The organism is Rhizobium sp. Leaf311 (genome assembly GCF_001423445.1).
GTDB lineage: Bacteria > Pseudomonadota > Alphaproteobacteria > Rhizobiales > Rhizobiaceae > Agrobacterium.
Window position 1 is genome coordinate 45,912 of record NZ_LMNZ01000007.1, and the last position, 19,538, is coordinate 65,449.

Genomic DNA, 19,538 nt, shown 5'->3' on the forward strand with positions numbered 1-19,538 from the left:
CATCTTGCACCCAAGCTGCATAAGCCTGCTGGCTTTCGCGAAGCATGTGCCAGCCGAAGATCGTCAGGGACCAGACGCAAAAACGCCATGGCCGGGAGGGGACGGCCATGGCGCTTATATTGAGGGACAAAGGCCCGGAGAGGGGGGTAGGCCTTTGTCCGGTCTGACGCGGCGGGGGACGAGCCTGCAATCAGACTACGGCGTGATCAGTCGCCGTCCTCAAAGAAATGAGGCTGCAAATGCGGCTTTTCAAGGGAAGCCCGGATTACAAATTTGTAACGTTCTGGTGAGCGGCAAAAGGCCAGTGCTGCGCTTCCACCAGCCGCCTTAAATCCTGTGTCGCAGCGCCCAAAGCAACGCAATCTGGTCTGCGCCAGCGCGCTTGACATGTGGGCTGCGGAACCCCGCGATCGGACTTGTTCAACGGGAGCAGGGTACTGTCAAAGCCAATGAAGAATGTTGCTGCCCGGGCCATCGCGGCGATAGACCTTTTCGCCATTGCGCGCTATCCATGCTTCCCATGAAAAAAGGCGATCATCTCTTCCTCGTAGACGGCTCAGGGTTCATTTTCCGGGCGTTCCATGCCATTCCAGCGCTCAACCGCAAATCGGATGGACTGCCGGTCAATGCCGTGTCCGGTTTCTGCAACATGCTGTGGAAGCTGTTGAAGGACGCGCGAAACACCGACGTCGGGGTGACGCCAACCCATTTTGCGGTCATTTTCGACTATTCCTCGAAAACCTTCCGCAACGAGCTTTACAATCTCTACAAGGCCAATCGCTCCGCGCCGCCGGAAGATCTGGTGCCGCAGTTTGGCCTGATCCGCCACGCCACGCGCGCCTTCAACCTGCCCTGCATCGAAACGGAAGGCTTTGAAGCCGACGATATCATCGCGACCTATGCCCGGCAGGCCGAGGCTGTTGGTGCTGACGTAACCATCATCTCGTCAGACAAGGACCTGATGCAGCTCGTGACTGCCAATGTCCACATGTATGACGCGATGAAGGACAAGCAGATCAGCATCCCCGACGTCGTCGAAAAATGGGGTGTCGCACCCGAAAAGATGATCGATCTGCAGGCCATGACTGGCGACTCCACCGACAATATTCCCGGCATTCCCGGCATCGGTCCCAAAACCGCAGCGCAATTGCTGAATGAATATGGCGATCTCGACACGCTGCTTGCGCGGGCTGGTGAAATCAAGCAGCAGAAACGGCGCGAGAACATCATCGCCAATGCAGAGCTCGCGCGGCTTTCGCGGCAACTGGTGGCGCTGAGAACCGATGTCCCGCTGGAGATGCCGCTCGATGCGCTGGTGCTTGAGCCGCAGGACGGCCCGAAACTGATCGCTTTCCTAAAGGCGATGGAATTTACCACGCTGACGCGCAGGGTTGCCGAAACAACGGGTGCCGACGCTGCGGTGATCGATGCGGCCCATGTACCGGTCGAGCGTGGGGCAGCGGCTCACGGACCCGATCTGGAAGCCGCGACAGATCTTGCAGGCGGAGAGACCATGCCGCTGGATGAGAGCGCTGTCGAGAACGCATCAGCCGTTGCTTCGCAACTGGAAGGCACGACGCCCGCCGGGCTTGCATCCAGCAGGGAAGCCATCTTCTCGGCAGACAAGATTGACATCACCAGCTATCAGACCATCCGCACCATCGAGGAACTGGACAGATGGATTGCCATGGCCCGTGAAACGGGTCTCGTGGCATTCGATACGGAAACGACGTCGCTCGATCCGATGCAGGCCGAACTCGTCGGCTTTTCCCTTGCCATCGCCAACAACGGCAAGGATGCGAGCGGTCAGCAGATCATTGCGGCCTATGTGCCTATTGCCCACAAGACAGGGTCCGGCGGCGATCTCTTCAGCGATGGCATCAAACTTGCCCCAGACCAGATCCCCGCCCGCGAGGCAATTGAGCGGTTAAAGGCGCTTCTGGAGGATCCCACTGTCCTCAAGGTCGCGCAGAACCTGAAGTATGATTATCTGCTGGTAAAGCGGCTCGGCATCGTCATGCAGAGCTTCGATGACACCATGCTGATGTCCTATGTGCTGGAAGCTGGCAAAGGATTGCACGGAATGGACGCGCTGTCCGAAAGGTGGCTCGGGCACACGCCCATCGCTTATAAGGACGTCGCCGGTTCCGGAAAATCGGGCGTGACCTTCGACTTTGTCGATATCGACAAGGCGACCGCTTACGCCGCAGAAGATGCGGATGTGACCTTGCGGCTCTGGATGGTCTTGAAGCCGCGGCTTGCCGCGGACCGCCTGCTTTCCGTCTACGAGAAACTGGAACGCCCGCTGCTGCCGGTCCTTGCCCGCATGGAAGAGCGCGGCATTACGGTTGATCGCCAGATTCTCTCACGCCTTTCCGGAGAGCTTGCACAGAAGGCCGCCGCTTTCGAGGAAGAAATTTACGAGCTTGCGGGCGAGAAATTCAACATCGGCTCGCCAAAGCAGCTGGGCGATATCCTGTTTGGCAGGATGGGCTTGCCCGGCGGTTCCAAGACCAAGACCGGGCAATGGTCCACCTCGGCGCAGGTGCTGGAAGACCTCGCTGCCGAGGGCGTGGAACTGCCGCGCAAGATCGTGGACTGGCGCCAGCTGACCAAGCTGAAATCCACCTATACGGATGCGCTTCCGGGCTACGTCCACGCCGATACGAAACGGGTTCACACCTCCTATTCGCTGGCGTCGACAACGACAGGACGCCTGTCGTCGTCCGAGCCGAATCTTCAGAACATCCCGGTCAGGACAGCAGAAGGGCGAAAGATCCGCACGGCCTTCATATCGACTCCGGGTAACAAGCTTCTGTCTGCGGACTATAGCCAGATCGAATTGCGCGTCCTTGCCCATGTTGCCGATATTCCGCAGCTGAGAAACGCGTTCGAGAACGGTATCGACATTCACGCCATGACGGCGTCCGAAATGTTCGGCGTTCCCGTTGAAGGAATGCCGTCTGAGGTTCGACGCCGCGCCAAGGCCATCAATTTCGGTATAATCTACGGGATTTCGTCCTTCGGGCTCGCCAACCAGCTGAGTATTGGAAGGTCCGAGGCCGGGGAGTACATCAAGAAATATTTCGAGCGCTTCCCGGGCATCCGAGACTATATGGAAAACACCAAGGCCTTTGCGCGTGACAAGGGCTATGTTGAAACCATCTTCGGTCGCCGCATCAATTATCCGGAGATCAAGTCGTCCAACCCTTCGGTGCGCGCCTTCAACGAGCGCGCCGCCATCAATGCGCCGATCCAGGGCTCCGCCGCCGATATCATCCGTCGTGCGATGATCCGTGTCGAACCCGCATTGGAAGATGGCAACCTCTCCGCCCGGATGCTCTTGCAGGTGCATGACGAACTGATCTTCGAAGTCGCCGAAGACGAGATCGACAAGACGCTGTCACTCGTCGTTTCCATCATGGAGAATGCGGCCATGCCCGCTGTGGACATGAGGGTGCCGCTGAAGGTCGACGCAAGGGCCGCGGACAACTGGGACGAGGCTCACTAGAGCCTCTTCCTTTCACAGGGAAACGCTTGATTGTCCCGATCCGGTTTTTATGTCATCCAAGTGTCGCCGGACGGGCGTAGGAGGTGTCCAGTTTCAGGAGCCTTCGCACCATGCACGCGCCAACCGTAACACCTCATCTCGCCGCTTATTCCGCTGCAAACAACGATAGGCCCCCGCGCCACCTCGGTGTTCGCTACAATCTGAATGCCGAGTTTCTGCACGAGCCGGGAAACACGGTCGTCTGCCATCTGGCGGAAGGCTCTCGCACGCAATGCGCAGTTGTCAGGACACGCCAAAAGCTTCTGGATTTGCCAGAGGCTAGAGCACATCTGGCCTTCACCCCCGTCTCCAGCCTGCATATGACAGTCTTTCAAGGCATTATCGAATATCGCCGCGACTGGCCCTACTGGCCCAAGGATATGCCGAGCGACACGCCTATTGCCGGGATGACGGATTTCTATCTCGAAAAATTGCAGCGATTTCCCGATCTCCCGCCTTTTGCGATGCAGGTAATACGGGTGACGCCCATCGGCCTGACGCTCAAGGGAGCAACGGCGGAGGATGACCGCACGGTGGCGCATTGGCGCGATGCCTTTGCGGATCTCTTCGGCTATCGGCACCCGGACCACGACAGCTACGAATTCCACATCACCTTCGCTTATCTTATGCGCTGGTTTGAACCGGCTTTTCTGCCCCGCTTGCAAAGAATGCTGGATGAAAGCCTTGAGGAATTGCGCGGGGCCGCGCCCGTTCTGGAATTGCGTCCCCCAGCATTCTGTGAATTCAGCGATATGAAGCATTTTGAGGAATTGATCGTTTTCGATCCGGTCTGATACGGATTGCCGGGGGCGTTGGCTTCAAATCGCGCCAGTGATTCGGCTGTTCTTGAAAAAATGTGTGCCGGGGCTGGTCAAAGCCCTGAGAGGCATGTATAAGCGCGCCAAATTTCCGAATAAAGAAACATGAGACATCAGGCCTTGGTTCTGGCTGATTACCGTGTTTCCCCGCTGAATTGGAGTTACACAAATGGCAGTACCTAAGAGAAAAACAAGCCCGTCCAAGCGCGGCATGCGTCGTTCGGCCGATGGCCTGAAGTCTGCAACCTACGTTGAAGACAAGAACTCCGGCGAACTTCGCCGCCCACACCACATCGACCTGAAGACAGGCATGTACCGTGGCCGTCAGGTTCTGACGCCGAAGGAAAGCGCATAATCTCTGCGCCATCTACAGTTTTCGAGAAAGCCGGCCTTTGGGTCGGCTTTTTTGTTTTGGCCCGTGCTGACCTCTCGCGCCGACAAAAATATGCGCGGTCCGATGTTTCCATTTGCGCCTGAATGGCTCTAGACTTCTGCGTGGGAGCAGGCTCGATAAGTCTGGCATGTGGAGGGGATAGACCGGTGAAATATCGCTGGATCGGCATTGTGCTTGTATGCCTCAGCCTTGGTGGCATTGCCTTGACCCGCGGAAGCGATCTGGTTGCAGAAAGCTATTTCGATGAGGTGGCGGCACAGGGCGGCACGACGCTGCGGTTGGCGGTCTCGGCACTTGGCGGACATCTGAGCCGCTACGAACCGCTGCCAGCCTTGATGGCCGATCATGATGATATCGAGGAGCTGGTGGCGCACCCCGATGATCAGAACTTGCGGCTGCGCGCCAATATCTACCTCAAATCCATCAACGACCTGCTGAAGTCATCCGATATCTACATCATGACGCTGGATGGCGAGACGATTGCCGCCAGCAATTATGATGGTCCGGCGAGTTTCGTCGGCCAGAACTTCAGCTATCGCCCATATTTTCAGGATGCCGCAAAAGGCCAGCAATCGAAGTTCTTTGCTCTCGGAACCACCTCCCACAAGCGCGGCTATTATTTTGCCTCTCCCATCCTGTTCAACGGCGATATCAAGGGCGTCATCGTCTTCAAGGTGGATATCGAAGGCATCGAAGCGTCTTTCGGCAACGGCGAGAACCGGATTTTCGTCAACGACCCGGAAGGCATCATCTTCATGACGGGGACGCCGGAATGGCTTTATGCCGCCATCCAGCCGCTGACGCCGGAACGCATCGCCCGGACGGAGAGCTCAAGGCGCTACTCGGACGCCAACCTGAAACAGTTGGCAGTGACGCATGGCACCTTCGGCGCCCAGACTTTGATGACCATTCAGGAAGGACAGCAGGAACGCGAGTATATCTCCCTGTCGCAGGCCATGCCCGAGGCCGGCTGGACCGTCAATGTGCTCATTGATACGAGCTCCATCCGCACGCAGGTGAAAACGACGATGGTCGCCATCGTGCTTTGCCTGTGTCTGGTCGGCGCGCTGATTGCGGCCATGCTGCAGCGGCGCCGGAGGCTGCGGGAGCGACTGGTTCATCAGGCCGAGGCGCAGGCCGAGCTGGAAAGACGTGTCGAGGAGCGCACAGCCGATCTTGCCCGCGTCAATCGCGATATCAAGCATGAGATTGCCGAGCGCCGGCAGACAGAGAAGCGATTGCGCAAGACCCAGAAGGACTTGATCCAGGCTGGCAAGCTTGCGGCACTCGGCCAGATGTCTGCGGCCCTTTCCCACGAGTTCAACCAGCCGCTGGCGGCGGCCAAGACCTATGCAGAAAGTGCTTCGCTGCTGATAGAGCGTGGTCGCGTGGAAGAGGCGTCGGATAATCTCAAGCGCATCTCGGCCTTGATTGACCGGATGGCTGCCATCGGTAAGCATTTGCGCAACTTCGCCAGAAAACCCAATGAGAAGCTGGGGCCGGTTTCGGTCGAGAGCGTGGTCAGCGATACGCTGGAAATCGTCAATGCCAGATTGAGGGCGGCGGACGCCCGGCTCCTCATGGATCTCGGCGCGATGCCTCTGCTGGTTAAGGCTGGACCGGTCCGGCTGCAGCAGGTTCTCGTCAACATCATTTCCAATGCCGCCGATGCCGTTCAGGGGCAGGAAGATCGCCGCATTGAACTCACAGCTCGCCAGCAGGGAGATAAGGTCACATTGTCGGTCCGCGATTACGGTCCCGGCGTCCCGCCCGCCATCATGGAGCGCATATTTGATCCGTTCTTTTCCACCAAGGGTGTCGGCAAGGGGCTTGGTCTCGGGCTGTCCATCTCCTACAACATCGTCAAGGATTTCGGCGGGCGGCTCAGCGTCACGAACCTGCCGGAGGGCGGTGCCCGCTTTGACATTGAACTGGATGCCGACGTGCCGGTGGAGATTGCTGCCGAATGAATGCCTCACGGGTTTTACTGATCGACGACGAGGAAGATCTGAGGCTGTCCACGGCCCAGGCCCTTGAGCTTGCCGGACTTGATGTCGTCACCGTCGATCATGCCGATCATGTGTTCGAGTTGATCGGCTATAGTTTCGATGGCGTCATCGTCAGTGACATCAGAATGCCCGGTATGGACGGCATGACCCTGCTGCAGAAGGTGCGGGAGCTGGATGCGGAAATTCCCGTCATTCTGGTCACCGGCCATGGCGATGTGCAGCTGGCCGTCAGCGCCATGCGAAATGGAGCCTATGACTTCATCGAAAAGCCCTTCAGCGTCCAGTATCTCGCGGGCATCATCAAACGCGCCATAGACCGGCGCTCGCTGGTTCTGGAAAACCGCCGCCTTCGCGCGGTTGCCGGAAAACGGGATGATCTCGAGACCCGCTTGCCCGGCCGCACACAGGCAATGGTGGATCTGCGCTACCGGATCCGCGCAATCGGCGCTGCCGATGCCGATACGCTGATCATAGGCGATACCGGTGTCGGCAAGGAAGTGGTCGCCCGGGCGCTGCACGATGTCAGCGCGCGGGCGGATCGACCCTTCGTTGCCATCAATTGCGCGGCATTGCCACAGCATCTCATCGAAAGCGAACTGTTTGGGCATGAGGCAGGTGCGTTTCCCGGCGCGCTACGTCCACGTTACGGCAAATTCGAACATGCCCGCGGCGGAACCGTCCTGCTGGATGAGATCGGCTCGATGCCCTTCGACATGCAAGGCAAGCTGTTGCGGGTGCTGCAGGAGCGTACGATCACCCGCCTTGGCTCAAACGAGACTGTGGAGCTGGATGTGCGCTTCATCGCCACCAGCAAGGCGGATCTTGCAAAGGAGGCGCTGGCGGGCCGTTTCCGGCAGGATTTGCTCTACCGGCTGAATGTCGCAACGGTTCACGTCCCGTCTCTGGCCCAGCGTCGGTCCGATATCCCCATTCTCTTCCTGCAGTTGGTCAGGGAAGCATCGGCGCGCTATGGCCGTGATGACATCGATGTGCCGCCGAATTTCGTCTCTGCGCTGGCGTTGCAGGACTGGCCGGGCAATGTTCGCGAACTTAGAAATGCCGCCGACAGGCTGGTTCTGGGTCTGGACGGCCGCTCGGGCGAGGAGGCGCCAGATGTGGACGCAGGCTCTTCCAACCTCGCTGCGAAGGTGTCCGAATTCGAGAAGTCAGTCCTGGCGCAGGCGATTGCGCTTCACCGGGGCAATCTAAAAGCCGTTTATGAAACACTCGGAATTTCCCGAAAGACGCTTTATGAAAAAATGCAGAAATATGCATTGAGAAAGGATGAGCTCTCGGGAAGTGACCTGAAACGACCGGGCTAAGTCTTTTGCAATGCTGTTGCATGGGTGGATTTCCACCCATGTTTTGCTGCAATGTTTCGATTTCCACCCATTCTCGGCATGACGATGCCCCTTTTCCTCCGCTTCGCTTTTCTTGACGTTGCTCAAAGGCGCCAGGCAATTGCAAATAGCGTCACCCCGACCGAGGCAATAGGAGTGTTTCGGTCGATGAGGCCATATTTCATCGGGAGGAAATGATGAAAATTCTCAAGACCGTCACAGGTGCCGTGGCTGCCGCTGCCGTGTCCCTCTTTGCCCTGTCCGCATCGGCGCAGACCTATCCGCAGCGCAACATCACCATGGTCGTTCCCTTCTCCGCAGGTGGTCCGACCGATACCGTTGCACGCCTCGTTGCCGAATCCATGTCGAAGGATCTGGGTCAGCAGATCATCGTCGAAAATGTCGGCGGTGCCGGTGGAACGCTGGGAGCAGGCCGCGTCGCATCCGCTGACAAGGATGGCTACACCATCCTTCTTCACCACATCGGCATGGCCACGAGCGCCACGCTTTACCGTAAGCTCGCCTATAATACGCTGGAAGCTTTCGACTATGTGGGTCTCGTCACGGAAGTCCCGATGACGATCCTGTCGCGCAAGACCCTCGAAACCAATGACCTCAAAGGCCTTATCGAATACGCAAAGGCCAACAAGGATACGGTAACGGTTGCCAATGCCGGCCTTGGTGCGGCGTCTCATCTGTGCGGTATGCTGTTCATGAGTGCCATCGAAACGCCGCTGGTCACGGTTCCCTACAAGGGTACGGGTCCGGCGATGACCGATCTTCTGGGTGGACAGGTCGACATCATGTGCGACCAGACGACGAACACGACGAAACAGATCCAGGGCGGCACGGTAAAGGCTTACGCGGTAACGACGCCAAAGCGTCTCGACGTGCTTCCGAACGTCCCGACATCTGCGGAGGCTGGCTTGCCCAACTTCGAAGTCGGTGTCTGGCACGGCATCTACACCCCCAAGGGTACGCCTGCTGAGGTCAATGAGCGCCTTTCCAAGTCGCTTCAGGTCGCCCTGAAGGATCCAAATGTTGCCGCTCGCTTCGCGGAACTCGGAACCGTGCCTTCTGCGGAAAAGGACGGCACGCCTGCGGCTCTCAAGGCAAAGCTTGAAAGCGAAATCACCCGTTGGAAAACGGTGATCGAGGCTGCGGGCCAGTACGCCGACTAAGCCGGAAACACAATCGGGGCCGACGATCTAAGCGGATCGTCGGCTTTCGACTACGATGCAGCGCGCGTGCCAGCTGTTCTGGCATGTGTCAGCCTTGGCACATGAAAGCGCGTCTGCCTTCAAGACCATGACATGGTGCTTTCGATGATCGGCCTGACGAGGCCTCATCCGCCAGCGGGGAAACAAAAAATGAAATCACTTTCTTTCGATGCCACGGAAGCAATCTGCGGGGCGTTTTTCATTGCGCTCGGCGTCTTCTTCGCCTGGCAATCATATGGGCTGGAGCTCGGGACGGCGTTTCGCATGGGCCCGGGCTATTTCCCACTCCTGCTTTCCATCGTGCTCATTGTGCTGGGCGCATTCATCTTCGTTCGCGCCGGAAAAGTCAGCGGCGAACCGTTGGGACCGATCGCCTGGCGTGGGATCTTTTTCATTCTGCCAGCCCCCATCTTCTTCGGCATGACCGTTCGTGGGCTTGGCTTCGTCCCGGCACTGTTCTTCACGTCGCTGATCGCATCCTTTGCGTCCCAAAGGATGAAGCCATGGATGGCACTTGCGCTTTCTGTGGGCATAACCGTCTTTTCGGTTGCGGTCTTTGATTATGGCCTGGGCTTGCCCTTCCAGCGCTTTGGCCCCTGGCTCAATTTCTGAGGTGGATGATGGAACTGTTCAGCAATCTCGCACTTGGTTTTTCCACCGCAACCTCCATCGACAATCTGTTCTTCTGCCTCATCGGCGTTCTGCTCGGAACGTTGATCGGGGTGTTGCCCGGCATCGGGGCAACTGCAACGATTGCCATGTTGCTTCCAATCACCTTCCAGCTTGAGCCGGTGTCCTCGCTCATCATGCTGGCAGGCATTTACTACGGCGCCCAGTATGGTGGATCGACCACCGCCATTCTGATCAACATGCCGGGCGAATCGTCCTCTGCCGTCACCGCCATCGATGGCTATCAGATGGCGCGCAAGGGCAAGGCCGGTGTGGCTCTTTCCATCGCCGCGCTGGGCTCTTTCTTTGCCGGAACCGTTTCGACCTTCCTCGTCGCGGTCTTTGCCCCGCCACTGACGGCCATTGCGCTGGAGTTCGGTGCTGCCGAATACTTCTCGCTCATGGTCGTCGGTCTGGTTTCCTCCATCGCACTGGCGCACGGCTCCATCATCAAGGCATTGGCGATGGTCGTTCTGGGCTTGCTTCTGGGGCTGGTCGGAACCGATATCTACAGCGGCACACCGCGTTTCACGCTTGGTATCCGTGAATATGCCGATGGTCTCAACTTCGTTGCCGTTGCCGTGGGCGTTTTCGGGATCGCCGAAATCCTGCGCAATCTGGAAAGCGAAAAGACCCGTTCGGTCTTGATGGCCAAGGTCAGCGGGCTACTTCCCAGCAAGGAAGATTTCAAGAAGATGGTCGGCCCCGTTCTGCGCGGCACGGCAATCGGTTCGGCTCTCGGTATTCTGCCGGGCGGCGGTGCCATTCTTGCGGCATTCGCATCCTATACGGTCGAGAAGCGTGTCTCGAAAAATCCTGAAGAGTTCGGCCACGGTGCAATTGCCGGTGTCGCCGGACCAGAGTCGGCCAACAATGCCGGCGCGCAGACCTCGTTCATTCCGCTGCTGACACTGGGCATCCCCGCCAACCCCGTTATGGCGCTGATGATCGGTGCAATGATCATTCAGGGCATCGTACCGGGTCCGAATGTTGCCACGGAGCAACCGGCATTGTTCTGGGGCATCATCGCCTCCATGTGGATCGGCAACCTGATGCTGGTCGTGCTGAACCTGCCGCTGATCGGCCTGTGGGTGAAGCTGCTGACGGTGCCCTATTATGTGCTCTTCCCGATCATCATGGCGTTCTGCTCGATCGGGGTCTACAGCGTGAATTCCAACGTCTACGATCTCTATGCTGTCGCCTTTTTCGGGCTTATCGGTTACGCGCTCGTCAAGCTTCGTTGCGAACCGGCGCCATTGCTGCTCGGCTTTGTGCTCGGTCCGCTTCTGGAGGAAAACCTTCGCCGCGCCATGATCCTGTCGCGCGGCGATGCCACGACATTCTTTACCCGGCCAATCAGTGCGACCCTGTTGCTGATTGCGCTCGCCGTCCTCGTCGTGGTGTTCCTTCCAAGCGTCAAGAAAAAGCGCGAAGAGGTGTTCCAGGAAGAAGACTGATCGTCTCTGACTGAGAAACCGTTCAGGGCCGGGCGTCTCGTCCGGCCTTTACTTGTCTTGACGCCGCAAAGGTGGCAAAGCGGAGCATCCAAGGAGACGCTCATGGCTGACGACAGCGAAAACCGTATCATTGCCCTCGAAGAGACCGTGGCGCATCAGGCAAAGACCATCGAGGAATTGTCCGACCAGCTCACGGAGCAGTGGAGAGTGGTCGAGCAGGTCCGTGCGAAGCTGGACAGGCTGACCGAGCGGTTTCTCAATCTGGAGGAACAGTCTCTCGAGGCACCCGCCATCACCAAGCCACCGCATTATTGAGGCCACGACGATGACTGCAAACACCATTACAACATCGGCCTCAGACGTCCTGTCATTCTGGCAGGCGGCGGGCCCGGAAAAATGGTTCGACAAAAACGCGGAATTCGACGAGGCTTTCCATGATAGGTTCCGCGACCTGCATTTTGCCGCTGCCAGACGCGAGCTTGAAAGCTGGCTCGATAGGCCGGAGACCAGTCTGGCCCTGCTCCTGCTGCTCGACCAGTTTCCACGAAACTGTTTCCGCAATACGGCGCACATGTATGCGACGGACCCTCTCGCGCTCCACTATGCACGCGAGGCCATCTCTCGCCAGCACGACATGGCAAGCGGGGACGAACTTCGTATCTTCTTCTACCTGCCTCTGATGCATTCTGAGACGCTGGAAGACCAGGAGCTTTGCTGCAAATTATGCGAGCCGTTGGGTGAGCGTTTCCTTCCCTTTGCAATTGAGCACCGCGACATCGTCAAGCGTTTCGGTCGCTTCCCGCATCGCAACGAGATCCTGCTGCGGGAAAGCAGTGAGGAGGAGAGGCGCTTTCTGGAAGAGGGCGGCTTTGCGGGCTGATCGTCTGGAGTAGACTTGACCGAAATCAAGTCACTGACGCCATCATGGATTATATCTCCGGTATCAACGGAGCGTGGACATGGCAAACCTTCTGGAATTTACTGGCGTCATCCTCTTGCTGCTGCTCACACCGGGGCCGACGAATACCCTCATGGCGCTCGGTGGCTATTCCCGCGACATTGTCCGCGCGTTGCCGTTGATCCTGGGTGAGCTTTGCGGGTATCTGGCTATCATCGTGCCCGTCGCCGCCCTTGCGGCACCTTATCTCGCGGCCCATCCCGGATTGTCGCTCGCTGCAAAGGTCGCAGCCTGCCTGTGGGTGCTCTTCCTGGCTTGCCGTCTGTGGTTCAGGCAGGAGGCTGAGGGGAAGGCGCGGGAGGTTACGGTCATGGATATCATGGTGACCACCATGCTCAATCCGAAAGCCTTGATCATCGCCGTGGTCGTGATGCCGAGCGGCACGTTCAGCGAACTCCTGCCTTGGCTATCGCTGTTTTCGGGCCTCGTTGTCTTCGCGGCCTGTGGCTGGATCACCCTCGGCTGCAGTCTTTCCAAAGGAAAAAACATCGCCTTGACGCCGCAGGCAATCCAGAAGATCGCTGCGACTTTCCTGCTTTTGTTTGCCGCGATCCTGGCCACGTCCACCCTGCGCGCGCTCGCATAAAAAAACCGCGCCACTCTTTCGAGGGCGCGGTTTTGCTCAGATCAGTCCTTGCACGGTTCAGCCGTCGAAGAATTCCTTCATCCGGGCAAAGAAGCCCGTCGATTCCGGATTGTTCTCCTTGGAAGACAATTGCTCGAATTCCTGCAGCAATTCGCGCTGACGCTTTGTCAGCTTCTGCGGTGTCTCGATCTGGATCTGGATGTAGAGGTCACCCAGCTGGGCCGAGCGCAACACGGGCATTCCCTTGCCCTTGAGACGGAACTGCTTTCCGGCCTGCGTACCTTCGGGAACCGTCACGCGCGATTTCGTGCCGTCCAGCGTCGTCACATCGAATGTACCGCCAAGCGCCGCCGTCGTCATGGAAATCGGGACGGCGCAATAGAGGTCCGCCCCATCGCGCTGGAAGAACTCGTGCGGACGGACCGACAGGAAGATGTAGAGGTCACCCGATGGGCCACCGCGCATTCCGGCCTCGCCTTCGCCCTGCAGACGAATACGCGTACCGTCTTCAATACCCGCGGGAATGTTGACAGACAGGGAGCGTTCTTCCGTCACGCGCCCCTGACCATGGCACTTCGTGCACGGGTCAGTGATTGTCTGGCCGCGGCCATGGCAGGTCGGGCAGGTGCGCTCCACGGAGAAGAAGCCCTGAGCAGCACGCACGCGGCCCGAACCCTGGCAGGTGGCGCAGGTCTTCGGCTGCGTGCCGGGCTTCGCGCCCGATCCGGTGCAAACGTCGCAAGTGATGGAGGTGGGAACGCGGATCTGGGCAGTCTTGCCCGCAAAGGCTTCCTCAAGCGAGATTTCCATATTGTAGCGAAGATCGGCACCGCGCTCGCGGCCGCCGCTGGAGCGACGTGCACGACCGCCACCCATCATCTCGCCGAATATGTCCTCGAAGATGTCGGAGAATCCGCCGCTGCCGCCGCCGAAACCGCCGCCAGCATTGCCCATGCCGCCCTGCTCGAAGGCTGCGTGACCGAAACGGTCATAAGCCGCGCGCTTCTGTGGATCTTTCAGCGTTTCGTAAGCTTCGTTGAGCTCCTTGAATTTCTTCTCGGACTCCGCGTCACCAGGATTCTTGTCGGGATGATACTTCATCGCGAGTTTGCGGAAGGCGCTTTTCAGCTCTTTTTCGTCAGCGGATCGGCCGACGCCAAGTGTTTCGTAAAAGTCTGCTTTCGCCATTAATGAACAAGCCCCGGAAATGGATTTCCGGCTGCACGAGGCAGCCGGATTTCAGTCAAGCGTCAATTGGGATTTCAATTCGTTCGCCGTTAGGCGGACTTCTTGTCGTCCTTGATTTCCTCATAGTCGGCATCGACGATGTCGTCCTTGCCGCCCTCAGTAGCGCCTTCGCCACCTTCAGCCTGCTGGGCCTCGTAGATCGCCTGACCAAGCTTCATGGAAACTTCCATCAGGGTCTGCGTCTTGGCCTGGATATCGTCTGCGTCAGGCTCGGATGCTTCCACAGCCGTCTTCAGTGCAGCGATCGCATCTTCGATAGCCTTGCGGTCCGTCTCGGAAACCTTGTCGCCATATTCACTCACCGACTTTTCGGTAGAGTGGATGAGGCTTTCGGCCTGGTTCTTGGCTTCGACAGCTGCGCGACGCTTCTTGTCGGCTTCGGCATTCGCTTCAGCGTCCTTGACCATCTTTTCGATGTCGGCGTCGGACAGACCACCAGATGCCTGAATGCGGATCTGCTGTTCCTTGCCGGTACCCTTGTCCTTGGCGGAAACCTGCACGATGCCGTTGGCGTCGATATCGAAGGTGACTTCGATCTGTGGAACGCCGCGTGGCGATGGTGGCAGGCCGACGAGGTCGAACTGGCCCAGAAGCTTGTTGTCCTGCGCCATTTCGCGCTCACCCTGCGAAACGCGGATGGTCACGGCAGACTGGTTGTCTTCTGCGGTCGAGAAGGTCTGGCTCTTCTTGGTCGGGATCGTCGTGTTACGGTCGATCAGACGTGTGAAAACGCCACCGAGCGTTTCGATACCGAGCGACAGAGGTGTCACGTCGAGAAGCAGAACATCCTTGACGTCGCCCTGCAGAACGCCAGCCTGAATGGCTGCGCCCATGGCAACGACTTCGTCAGGGTTGACGCCCTTATGAGGCTCCTTGCCAAACAGCTGCTTTACGACTTCCTGGACCTTCGGCATACGGCTCATGCCGCCGACGAGAACCACTTCATCGATCTCTGCAGCGGTAACGCCCGCATCTTTCAGCGCTGCCTTGCACGGTGCAACGGTGCGCTGGACCAGATCGTCCACCAGGCTCTCGAACTTGGAGCGCGTCAGCTTCAGCGTCAGGTGCTTAGGACCGGTCGCATCTGCCGTGATGAAGGGCAGGTTGATTTCGGTCTGCTGCGAAGACGAAAGCTCGATCTTTGCCTTTTCGGCAGCTTCCTTCAGGCGCTGAAGCGCAAGCTTGTCGCCCTTAAGGTCGATGCCCTGATCCTTCTTGAATTCACCGGCCAGATATTCGACCAGACGCATGTCGAAGTCTTCACCGCCGAGGAAGGTGTCGCCATTGGTCGACTTCACTTCGAAGACGCCGTCGCCGATTTCCAGAACGGAAATATCGAAGGTACCGCCGCCCAAGTCGTAAACAGCAATCGTCTTGCCGTCCTTCTTGTCGAGGCCGTATGCGAGAGCCGCAGCAGTCGGCTCGTTGATGATGCGCAGGACTTCAAGACCGGCAATGCGGCCAGCATCCTTGGTTGCCTGACGCTGGGCGTCGTTGAAGTAAGCGGGAACCGTGATGACGGCCTTCTCGACCTTTTCGCCGAGGTAGGATTCAGCGGTTTCCTTCATCTTCTGAAGGATCATGGCCGAAATCTGCGAAGGGGAGTAACCCTTGCCCTGTGCCTGAACCCATGCGTCGCCATTGTCGCCCTTGACGATCTCGAACGGAACGAGGCCCTTGTCCTTTTCGACGGTCGGGTCTTCGTAACGGCGACCGATCAGGCGCTTGACGGCGAATAATGTGTTGGTCGGGTTGGTGACGGCCTGACGCTTGGCGGGCTGGCCAACCAGACGCTCGCCATCGTCGCTGAATGCGACCATGGAAGGGGTCGTCCGCGCGCCTTCTGCGTTTTCAATAACTTTAGTGTCCTTGCCGTCCATCACTGCGACGCAGGAATTGGTCGTGCCAAGGTCGATACCGATTACTTTTGCCATTCTCTTCTCTCCTTGAAGCGAGCTGTCGGAACCCCGGGAGGCATTCCATTGACAACTCCTTGACTTGGATGGTCTTCCGGTTAGTGCAGCATCTGCCGCTGTCTGGGGGGTATATAAGGAGCGATTTTTCCCGCTGCAAGGCGGATCAAGGTCTCGATCGCACCAAAAAACGAAGAAATAAGACTTGCAAAAAACAGATATTGCTCGCTCACCGCTTTTCCAGGGCAGCAGAATATAAATCGCCCGGTTGTATTGCGCGCGCATGATTCGCGCCGATCGTCATTTCCCTGTCATGCAGGGTGCCTATAGGCGAGGTGCTTTTCATCAAAACATCTCATTTCGAGGTTCTCCATGCGCAAACTTATCGCCGCACTCGTTGCCACCACCATGCTTGCCGGTGCCGCACAGGCCGCAACCGTCTATCCTCTTGATCGTGCGACGATTCTCAGCGGTTCTCCTTTTGACTTCAAGGTCGAGTTCAAGGGCGTCGTGAAGCCGGAAGACGTCAAGATCACGGTCAACGGCCAGGATTACAAGACCGTCTTCGGTTCCGACGTAACCTTCACGGCGGAAGAAAAGGGCAAGGAAGACAAGGTGCTCGGTTCTGCCGTGACGCTCCGCGGCCTCAAGATTGCCAAGGCTGGCGATTACAAGGTCGAGGTTTCCGCCGGTTCTGAAACAAAGAGCGTCAACTGGACCGTCTATGGCACGAGCGAAAAGCCGAAGGCCAAGAATGTCATCTTCCTGCTGGGCGACGGTCTTTCTGTCGCGCACCGCACCGCTGCCCGCATCATGTCCAAGGGCATGACGGAAGGCAAGGCGAACGGCCGCCTGAATATGGACGAAATGGACCGCATGGCCTTCATCGGCACGTCTTCGACAGAAGCCATCGCGACCGATAGCGCCAACACCATGTCCGCTTACATGACCGGCCACAAGGCTCCGGTAAACGCTCTGGGCGTTTACGGCGACCGCACGCCTTCCAGCCTTGACGACCCTAAGGTCGAAACGCTGGGTGAAGCCCTGCGCCGCCAGACGAAGAAGTCCATCGGTATCGTTACGACCTCCGAATTGCAGGATGCGACACCTGCCGCCATCGTTTCCCATACTCGCAAGCGCGGCGACAAGGCCGAAATCACCGGCATGATGCTGGATGTAAAGCCTGATGTCGTCCTGGGCGGCGGCTCTGCCTATTTCCTTGGCAAGGACACACCCGGTTCCAAGCGCAAGGATGACAAGGACTATATCAAGCTGTTCAAGGATGCGGGCTACACGCTGGCAACCGACAAGAGCGAGCTCGAAAAGGCTGAAGGTTCGAACACCGGCAAGCTTCTCGGCCTCTTCCATACCGGCAACATGGACACGCTTCTCGACCGTAACTTCCTGAAGAAGGGCACTGTCGACAAGTTCCCGAACCAGCCGGGTCTCGTTGACATGACGACCGCAGCGCTCGGCGAGCTTTCGAAGAACCCTGAAGGCTTTTTCCTGATGGTTGAAGCCGCCAACATCGACAAGATGTCCCACCCGCTTGATTGGGATCGTGCCGTTGTCGAAACCATCGAATTCGACAAGGCCGTTGGCGTTGCCCGCGAATTTGCTGCCAAGAACCCTGATACGCTGATCGTCGTGACCGGTGACCATACCCACGGCGTTTCCATCATCGGCACCGTCGATGACGAAAAGCCGGGCGATGAGATGCGCGCCAAGGTCGGCACCTATGCCGAAGCTGGCTTCCCGAACTACGAAGACAAGGATGGCGATGGTTATCCTGACCGGATCGACGTCAGCCGCCGTCTGTTCCTGAATGCCAACAATGGTCCCGACCATTACGAAACATTCCGCCCGAAGATGGACGGTCCTTTCGTTCCGGCAATCCAGAACGAGAAGAAGGAATACATCGCCAACGAAGCCTACAAGAATGTTCCCGGCGCCGTCTTCGTGCAGGGCAACATCCCCAAGGATGGCGACAGCGGCGTTCACGCGGTTGACGATATCGTTCTGCAGTCCACAGGCCCCGGTTCCGAAGAGTTCAAGCGCTACATGGAACAGAGCGACGTATACCGCGTGCTGGCCGATGCTTTCGCGCTCGGCGCAAAGCAGACGCAGTAAGCAAAAACGTCAAGAGATGTTCCGACCCGTCATCGGCGGGTCGGAATTGTCGTTTCAGGCCAAATACAATAGCAAAAAAACGGAGACCGTCATGGTGTACCGGCCAGACAAGCTGACACGCAGACAGGCGCTGACACTTGCCAGCATCGCTCTCGCCAGCTTTCCAAGCCTCGTGCGCGAGGCTTCTGCATCGGCTGTGCCGCTTAGCTTCGACGAGATGTACGGCAAGGTCGGCGTTCTCGGACTGGAATTTTCCGAGAAACTGAAGCAGTTGTCCGGCAGGCAGATCCGCATGAAGGGCTTCATGGCGCCGCCGCTGAAGGCGGAGGCAGCCTTCTTCGTGCTGACGGAAATTCCCATGGCGCTCTGCCCGTTCTGCTCTTCGGATTCGGACTGGCCCGATAACATCGTGGTCGTCTATCTCTTGGAGAAACAGACCTTTGTGCAGCCAAGCACCACCATCGAGGTAACCGGCGTGCTGGAACATGGCTCCTGGACCGATCCGGAAACCGGCTTTGTCAGCCTGGTGCGGATCCGAGACGCAGAATACATGGTATCCTGATCATGCTGGCATTGAAAATTTCAGATCTTTCCGTTTCCTATCCGGGTCTTGCCGCGCCCGTTCTTTTTCTTGACGAATTTGGCGTTGCAGCAGGAGAAAAAATCGCGATCACCGGTGCGTCGGGGTCCGGCAAGAGCACCTTTGTCAATGTCATTACCGGTTTGGTGCGTCCGAACGCCGGACGTATCCTGTGGCGCGATCAGGACATTGCCGCCTATTCCGAAACGAAGAGAGACCAGTGGCGGGGAGGCAATGTCGGCCTCGTCATGCAGGAGTTTCACCTCCTGCCCGGTCTTTCCGCCATGGAAAATATATTGCTGCCCGCCCGCCTGTCGCGGGTCATGTCCCCGCAGCATGCCGAGCGCGCAGCATCATTGCTGGAGAAGACGGGGCTTAGGCGGCCAGACCAGAAAATCGACACCATGTCGCGCGGCGAGATGCAGCGGGTCGCCATTGCCCGCGCCCTGCTGAGAAAGCCCGGCGTAATCGTCGCGGACGAGCCGACCGCAAGCCTCGATCCTGAAAACGGAAAAGCCATCGGCAGGCTGCTGGTGGATCTGGCGCGGGTCGAGGGATCGACGCTCATCATCATCACCCATGACATGCTCCTGGCCGACCAGCTCGATCGACGGATCGAGCTGGTCAATGGCCGGGTTGGCGCAGATACCGCACGGACAAAATAAG

16 protein-coding genes are annotated in these 19,538 nt (G+C 58.2%); 14 read left to right on the plus strand and 2 right to left on the minus strand.

What is annotated here, in order from left to right:
- The first annotated feature begins 520 nt into the window (after positions 1-520).
- The 11 genes from polA (at position 521) to ASF69_RS10690 (ending at position 13,001) form a co-directional block, all read left to right on the plus strand.
- Entirely contained in the window at positions 521-3,511 is a 2,991-nt protein-coding gene (gene polA, locus ASF69_RS10640; RefSeq protein ID WP_062587687.1) for a DNA polymerase I, read from the plus strand.
- 110 nt (positions 3,512-3,621) lie between these two features.
- The gene (locus tag ASF69_RS10645) at positions 3,622-4,344 is read left to right on the plus strand and encodes a DUF1868 domain-containing protein (RefSeq protein ID WP_062587318.1); all 723 of its coding nucleotides are present in this window, start codon (positions 3,622-3,624) and stop codon (positions 4,342-4,344) included.
- Positions 4,345-4,537: 193 nt separating this feature from the next.
- On the plus strand, positions 4,538-4,723 hold the full coding sequence (rpmF, locus tag ASF69_RS10650; protein WP_003507205.1) for a 50S ribosomal protein L32: 186 nt from the start codon (positions 4,538-4,540) through the stop codon (positions 4,721-4,723).
- 185 nt (positions 4,724-4,908) lie between these two features.
- Complete coding sequence (locus ASF69_RS10655) at positions 4,909-6,732, plus strand: sensor histidine kinase (protein ID WP_062587319.1); 1,824 nt, start codon at positions 4,909-4,911, stop codon at positions 6,730-6,732.
- Positions 6,729-8,093 carry a sigma-54 dependent transcriptional regulator gene (locus ASF69_RS10660; protein ID WP_062587320.1) on the plus strand — a complete coding sequence of 455 codons (1,365 nt, stop codon included), beginning with the start codon at positions 6,729-6,731 and terminating at the stop codon, positions 8,091-8,093. Before ASF69_RS10655 ends, ASF69_RS10660 begins: the two co-directional genes overlap by 4 nt.
- 215 nt (positions 8,094-8,308) lie before the next feature.
- Positions 8,309-9,292, plus strand: coding sequence for a tripartite tricarboxylate transporter substrate-binding protein (locus ASF69_RS10665; protein WP_062587321.1), 984 nt, complete (start codon positions 8,309-8,311; stop codon positions 9,290-9,292).
- Positions 9,293-9,481: 189 nt separating this feature from the next.
- Complete coding sequence (locus ASF69_RS10670; protein WP_062587689.1) at positions 9,482-9,943, plus strand: tripartite tricarboxylate transporter TctB family protein; 462 nt, start codon at positions 9,482-9,484, stop codon at positions 9,941-9,943.
- A gap of 8 nt (positions 9,944-9,951) precedes the next feature.
- Positions 9,952-11,457 (plus strand): tripartite tricarboxylate transporter permease, encoded by a 1,506-nt coding sequence (locus tag ASF69_RS10675; RefSeq protein ID WP_062587322.1) that lies wholly within the window; start codon positions 9,952-9,954, stop codon positions 11,455-11,457.
- Between the two features lie 102 nt (positions 11,458-11,559).
- Positions 11,560-11,772, plus strand: a complete 213-nt coding sequence (locus tag ASF69_RS10680; RefSeq protein ID WP_062587323.1) for a SlyX family protein — start codon at positions 11,560-11,562, stop codon at positions 11,770-11,772.
- 10 nt (positions 11,773-11,782) lie between these two features.
- The gene (locus ASF69_RS10685) at positions 11,783-12,337 is read left to right on the plus strand and encodes a DUF924 family protein (RefSeq protein ID WP_062587324.1); all 555 of its coding nucleotides are present in this window, start codon (positions 11,783-11,785) and stop codon (positions 12,335-12,337) included.
- Between the two features lie 79 nt (positions 12,338-12,416).
- On the plus strand, positions 12,417-13,001 hold the full coding sequence (locus ASF69_RS10690) for a hypothetical protein (protein ID WP_062587325.1): 585 nt from the start codon (positions 12,417-12,419) through the stop codon (positions 12,999-13,001).
- A 57-nt stretch (positions 13,002-13,058) separates the two neighbouring features.
- On the opposite strand, the gene dnaJ is transcribed toward ASF69_RS10690, so the two are convergent.
- Both dnaJ and dnaK read right to left on the minus strand, forming a co-directional pair.
- Positions 13,059-14,189, minus strand: a complete 1,131-nt coding sequence (gene dnaJ, locus ASF69_RS10695; protein ID WP_062587326.1) for a molecular chaperone DnaJ — start codon at positions 14,187-14,189, stop codon at positions 13,059-13,061.
- An 89-nt stretch (positions 14,190-14,278) separates the two neighbouring features.
- Positions 14,279-16,183 (minus strand): molecular chaperone DnaK, encoded by a 1,905-nt coding sequence (gene dnaK, locus ASF69_RS10700; protein ID WP_062587327.1) that lies wholly within the window; start codon positions 16,181-16,183, stop codon positions 14,279-14,281.
- Positions 16,184-16,534: 351 nt separating this feature from the next.
- Here dnaK and ASF69_RS10705 point away from each other — a divergent pair, with 351 nt between their 5' ends.
- From ASF69_RS10705 to ASF69_RS10715, 3 genes are all read left to right on the plus strand, one after another.
- Complete coding sequence (locus ASF69_RS10705; protein WP_062587328.1) at positions 16,535-18,292, plus strand: alkaline phosphatase; 1,758 nt, start codon at positions 16,535-16,537, stop codon at positions 18,290-18,292.
- A 91-nt stretch (positions 18,293-18,383) separates the two neighbouring features.
- Positions 18,384-18,854, plus strand: coding sequence for a hypothetical protein (locus tag ASF69_RS10710; RefSeq protein WP_062587690.1), 471 nt, complete (start codon positions 18,384-18,386; stop codon positions 18,852-18,854).
- 2 nt (positions 18,855-18,856) lie between these two features.
- Positions 18,857-19,537, plus strand: a complete 681-nt coding sequence (locus ASF69_RS10715) for an ABC transporter ATP-binding protein (RefSeq protein ID WP_062587329.1) — start codon at positions 18,857-18,859, stop codon at positions 19,535-19,537.
- Position 19,538 lies beyond the last annotated feature (1 nt).

Excerpts from the sequence above, each read along its gene's own strand:
- polA (WP_062587687.1), top strand. The coding sequence starts at position 521 with ATGAAAAAAGGCGATCATCTCTTCCTCGTAGACGGCTCAGGGTTCATT.
- ASF69_RS10645 (WP_062587318.1), top strand. The coding sequence starts at position 3,622 with ATGCACGCGCCAACCGTAACACCTCATCTCGCCGCTTATTCCGCTGCA.
- rpmF (WP_003507205.1), top strand. The coding sequence starts at position 4,538 with ATGGCAGTACCTAAGAGAAAAACAAGCCCGTCCAAGCGCGGCATGCGT.
- ASF69_RS10660 (WP_062587320.1), top strand. The coding sequence starts at position 6,729 with ATGAATGCCTCACGGGTTTTACTGATCGACGACGAGGAAGATCTGAGG.
- ASF69_RS10665 (WP_062587321.1), top strand. The coding sequence starts at position 8,309 with ATGAAAATTCTCAAGACCGTCACAGGTGCCGTGGCTGCCGCTGCCGTG.
- ASF69_RS10670 (WP_062587689.1), top strand. The coding sequence starts at position 9,482 with ATGAAATCACTTTCTTTCGATGCCACGGAAGCAATCTGCGGGGCGTTT.
- ASF69_RS10675 (WP_062587322.1), top strand. The coding sequence starts at position 9,952 with ATGGAACTGTTCAGCAATCTCGCACTTGGTTTTTCCACCGCAACCTCC.
- ASF69_RS10680 (WP_062587323.1), top strand. The coding sequence starts at position 11,560 with ATGGCTGACGACAGCGAAAACCGTATCATTGCCCTCGAAGAGACCGTG.
- ASF69_RS10685 (WP_062587324.1), top strand. The coding sequence starts at position 11,783 with ATGACTGCAAACACCATTACAACATCGGCCTCAGACGTCCTGTCATTC.
- ASF69_RS10690 (WP_062587325.1), top strand. The coding sequence starts at position 12,417 with ATGGCAAACCTTCTGGAATTTACTGGCGTCATCCTCTTGCTGCTGCTC.
- dnaJ (WP_062587326.1), bottom strand. The coding sequence starts at position 14,189 with ATGGCGAAAGCAGACTTTTACGAAACACTTGGCGTCGGCCGATCCGCT.
- dnaK (WP_062587327.1), bottom strand. The coding sequence starts at position 16,183 with ATGGCAAAAGTAATCGGTATCGACCTTGGCACGACCAATTCCTGCGTC.
- ASF69_RS10705 (WP_062587328.1), top strand. The coding sequence starts at position 16,535 with ATGCGCAAACTTATCGCCGCACTCGTTGCCACCACCATGCTTGCCGGT.
- ASF69_RS10710 (WP_062587690.1), top strand. The coding sequence starts at position 18,384 with ATGGTGTACCGGCCAGACAAGCTGACACGCAGACAGGCGCTGACACTT.
- ASF69_RS10715 (WP_062587329.1), top strand. The coding sequence starts at position 18,857 with ATGCTGGCATTGAAAATTTCAGATCTTTCCGTTTCCTATCCGGGTCTT.